1 protein-coding gene is annotated in these 550 nt (G+C 80.0%); it reads left to right on the plus strand.

Features of this window, described 5'->3' with window-relative positions:
- Positions 1–362 (plus strand): ATP-binding protein (locus tag KUM32_RS38665; protein ID WP_217146473.1); only part of this gene is annotated, 362 nt, incomplete at its 5' end.
- Between the last annotated feature and the right edge of the window lie 188 nt (positions 363–550).

Raw genomic sequence — 550 nt, forward strand, 5'->3', positions numbered from 1 at the left:
ACCGGCCACTGGTGCGCCTGGCGCACTACGCGGGGCTGCGCCGGGCCGTGCGCTCCGGCGACAGCGTCGTCGTCCACGACTGCGGCACCATGCCGTGGGTACGCCGCTGGCTGGCCCGCTGCGCACGCCGGCGCGGCGTCGCCCTCCACCTCGTCCTGCTCGACGTGCCGCCGCGCCTGGCCCTGGCCGGGCAGGCGGCGCGGGGCCGCGGAGTCTCCCCGTACGCGTTCGGCCGCCACCGCGCCGCGGTCGGCCGGCTGCGCGCGGAGGCGCTCGCGGGGGCCCCGCCGCCCGGGTGCGCCTCGGCGGTCCTGCTGGACCGCGCGGCGGCCGGGGCGCTGGCCGACATCGGGTTCGACTAGACCCGACTGCGACTGCGACTGCGACTGCGACAACGCCCGCGCCTGCGACTACGCCCGCGCCCGCGCGGTGAGTGCGGCACGATGCGGCGCGCGCGTACGGGCCACCGCCAAGTGCGCCCGTACGCGGCGGCGCCCCGTACGCCCGCGCCGGGCGATCGGCGTGGAGCGCGGCAGAACGAACGGTGCCC

It is taken from the genome of Streptomyces sp. AC627_RSS907 (assembly GCF_019049165.1).